Origin of the sequence: Vibrio sp. V03_P4A6T147 (assembly GCF_002241085.1) — a bacterium.
GTDB classification, from domain to species: Bacteria; Pseudomonadota; Gammaproteobacteria; order Enterobacterales; family Vibrionaceae; genus Vibrio; species Vibrio anguillarum.
The window spans coordinates 1-3,475 of sequence record NZ_NDIO01000030.1; the positions used below are offsets into that span (position 1 = coordinate 1).

3 protein-coding genes are annotated in these 3,475 nt (G+C 42.8%); all 3 read left to right on the plus strand.

Annotated features, from left to right (window positions below; all coding sequences use genetic code 11):
- Window positions 1-521: 521 nt before the first annotated feature.
- The gene (locus B9J84_RS01065) at window positions 522-1,070 is read left to right on the plus strand and encodes a sigma-70 family RNA polymerase sigma factor (protein ID WP_094123327.1); all 549 of its coding nucleotides are present in this window, start codon (window positions 522-524) and stop codon (window positions 1,068-1,070) included.
- Entirely contained in the window at window positions 1,063-1,788 is a 726-nt protein-coding gene (locus tag B9J84_RS01070; RefSeq protein WP_017044335.1) for a DUF3379 domain-containing protein, read from the plus strand. The genes B9J84_RS01065 and B9J84_RS01070 overlap by 8 nt, the downstream gene beginning before the upstream one ends.
- Before the next feature lie 245 nt (window positions 1,789-2,033).
- Window positions 2,034-3,305 carry an outer membrane protein transport protein gene (locus B9J84_RS01075; protein WP_179217488.1) on the plus strand — a complete coding sequence of 424 codons (1,272 nt, stop codon included), beginning with the start codon at window positions 2,034-2,036 and terminating at the stop codon, window positions 3,303-3,305.
- Window positions 3,306-3,475 lie beyond the last annotated feature (170 nt).

The following is a 3,475-nucleotide window of genomic DNA, read 5'->3' on the forward strand; positions in this document are numbered from 1 at the left end:
GAATAATGGAGTTATACCCAAACAACTTGGAGTTGCAGGTAGGCGGCAAGTGAGTGAGTCCCAATAAGCATAGGCAAACGAACGTAGCCAACACCGCTGCGGCTTCAAGTAGGAAGAGTATATAAGCAAAAAAAAACCACACAATAATGTGTGGTCGGAATATATAAAGCAATTAACTTACGCCAATTGAAATAATCAGTTTCCTGATTAGGAGAAAGTAAAGTCAGCCTTCAAAAGGAAGTGTCATCTTGCTCAACATGTTAGTCGCAATGACTAACGAGATGACAAGGTGTACTATAGCCACTTCGTGCTATGAGATTTTGAAGTAGATCAATTTTATATTGATTTATTCCATACTATGAAATTAAAAAGCCGTCGACGCTTGAATTGATGTTACCGAACAACTTGAACGGATCGAAAGCGAACGAATACGCGAAGCGTTCATCGCAAGACGACCATAAAATGGCCTAAACAAAGAAGAAATCACAGAGCAAACGGAGACTCATGTGTCGATAATAACCATGTTTGGAAAGAAAAAGTCCAGCAGCCCGGTCAATAGTGATATTGACAGACAGAGAAAATATGAAACGCTTGTGCGTGCTTATCACCGAGATCTTTTTCGTTATGCCTATTGGCTATGTAAAGATAAAAGCATTGCTGAAGATTTAGTCCAAGAAACCTGCTTGAGGGCTTGGAAATCTCTCGATAGTTTGCTCGACGAGAAAGCGGCCAAATCGTGGCTTATAACTATTCTTCGTCGCGAGAACGCGCGCCGCTTTGAACGCAAGCAGTTTGAGTTGGTCGATATTGATGACTACAGCGGTGACGTAAAAGTCAACGATGATCCTCATCATCAACAAGAGTGGTTGCAGGCACAGATAATGAAGCTGGATATTGAATACCGCGAACCTCTTTTCCTACAAGTCATTGGTGGTTTTAGTGGTGATGAAATTGGCGAGATCCTCGAACTCAATAAGAACACGGTCATGACTCGTCTGTTTCGAGCTCGTAATCAATTAAAAGAACAATTGGATTCATCAGAAGCGTATAAGGGGCAGCAAAATGGATGAATTAGAATTTCGCCGCCGAGTTATGTCCGATCCAAAACAGCATGACCAAGAGATTATCCAAGCGGCATCCACTAGTGATACTAATCGTCAGTTCCTAGAGGACATATTGAGCTTAGATGCAACGATTGCTACTGCAATGAATGTAGACGTGCCTGACGATCTCGCAGACCGTATTCTATTTAGTCAAACCACAATGGCAAGCAATGTCATCCGCCCTACTTTTGCCAAGCAAGCGATGACATTGGCTGCATCGATTGCTTTTGTGTTTGGTTTATTGGTTGGCCAAATCAATTGGCGAAATGTGCTCATTCCACCGGCGCAGGCAAGCCTAATGGACACTGCCATCAAACACGTCATTGATGAAGAAGGCTTTGTCAACCAACTGGATGAACAAGTGAATTCAACGCAGATCAACGCCAAAATGCTGCCATTCGCTTATCAGTTAAGCAGTAACTTCCCTTACCACGTTTATTACCTAAACCACTGTGGTTTTGGCAAGGCAAACGCTCTGCACATGGTTTTTCAAGGTGAAAGCGGGAAAGTGACGCTCTTTTTCACAGGCATTGCCAGTGAACAAGCCGTGAACTTTAATGAGCAAGGCATGGCAGGAATCATCGAACCCGTCGGTGATGCTAGCCTGATCCTTGTCGGTGAAAATGGCGAAGATGTCACGAACATCGCTAAAAAACTAATGCCTATGCTAAAACCTTCCCATTAAAACCATTCCTGGCCTGTATATAATGCGGGCCAGGTTCCCTAGACAAAAATAGAGCTTAAACTCTATAAACAAGCATTTTCCGCCTTTTTCCTGCCAAATAGACATCATTTCTGCAATTTTATCATTCAATTAGACAATGGTCGGATTTCTATCTTCTATACTTGCCTCTAGTATCAGCCACCAATTGAGCATTTGCTCAAAAACAACGTCCATTAGAGGCGATGAAATCAAAAAGGAAAAGCACCATGAACAAGACGCGTCTGTTTAAAAAATCGTTACTTGCCGTAACGGTAGCTCTCGCTTCACAACAAGCACTGGCAGCGGGCTTTCAGCTCAATGCACAATCTGCGACTGGCCTAGGTCGTGCATTTGCTGGTGATGCTGTTATTGCCGATAACGCATCGGTGATGGCTCGTAACCCTGCCGCAATGGCGTTGTTTGATGAAACCTCACTCTCTTTGGGCTTTGAATCCATCACAACGATGATTGATGTCAAAGATGCTAAATACAACAGTGTATCAATTTCTGACGTTGATGATGTAGGCGGAACATCTATTGCCCCTAACATTCACCTAATAGTTCCAGTCAATGACCAATTTGCTTGGGGCGTTAACGCTTATACAAATTTTGGCACAAAAACAGAATTTTCAGATTCTTATCCAGCATCAGAATATGGTGGTTTAACGGACGTTAAAAGCTTTAACTTTGGACTCGCAGGCTCATACCGAATAAATGAGCAACTTAGCTTTGGGGCAGGCTTAGACTTGATTTATGGTCAAGGTACGATGCAGCGTTATGCTAGTGCAACCTTAGCAGCTGGGTTATCACAGAAATTCCAAACTACCATTCCGGCAGGAACAGCTTTGCTAAATGTTGATAAGGCCGATGGCTGGGCGGTCGGGTTTAATTTAGGTACGGTATATGAATTAGATGAAAATAATCGATTTGGCTTCGCATATCACTACAGCCCTGAATTTGAAGCCAAAGATGATTACGGACAAAAAATCGTTCTTCCACTACCTGATATAGCAGAATTCTCTGGTTTTCATAAAATCAAGGATACACAGTTTGCAGTCCATTATAGTGTGCAATGGATTGGCTGGAGTGCATTTGACCAAATCGACTTTAAGAACCTAGACTCTTCACAATCACCTATCGCCTCTATTTTAGCTGGCGGCGGCGTTTATGGTAAAGAGTATAAATGGCAAGATGGTTGGCACTATGCGATAGGTGGAACTTACTACCTAAACAGCGATTGGACTTTACGTGCTGGTTATATGTATGACACCAGCGCACAAGATTCTTTAACTTCAGTCTCAGTGCCAGACTCAGATCGCCAATGGCTCTCTGCTGGTTTTACTTACGAAGTTGATGAGCGATCTAATGTAGACTTTGGTTTCACTTACCTACTTGGTAAGGATGTGCAAGTGACTGAGAATTCGGCTGGTACTGTTTTGACGGCAACGACTCACGCAGATGCAATCCTAGTCGGCTTACAATATAGCCGCAGCTTCTAAGCGCAACGTTTATTAGCATAGCGTCAATAAAGGGCTGGTTTTCCAGCCCTTTTTAATGCTTGTAATATCGTCTCCTCGCCTAATTCAGCTAACAACTGTACCTTTTGGGCCTTAAACCATACTACAAGTGTTCGCCAAAAATCAGAAACTTTTTCATAACAAGCAGAGTA

What these genes read in the sequence shown, in the direction of transcription:
- B9J84_RS01070 (WP_017044335.1), top strand. Translation starts at nt 1,063, where the DNA reads ATGGATGAATTAGAATTTCGCCGCCGAGTTATGTCCGATCCAAAACAG.
- B9J84_RS01075 (WP_179217488.1), top strand. Translation starts at nt 2,034, where the DNA reads ATGAACAAGACGCGTCTGTTTAAAAAATCGTTACTTGCCGTAACGGTA.
- B9J84_RS01065 (WP_094123327.1), top strand. Translation starts at nt 522, where the DNA reads ATGTTTGGAAAGAAAAAGTCCAGCAGCCCGGTCAATAGTGATATTGAC.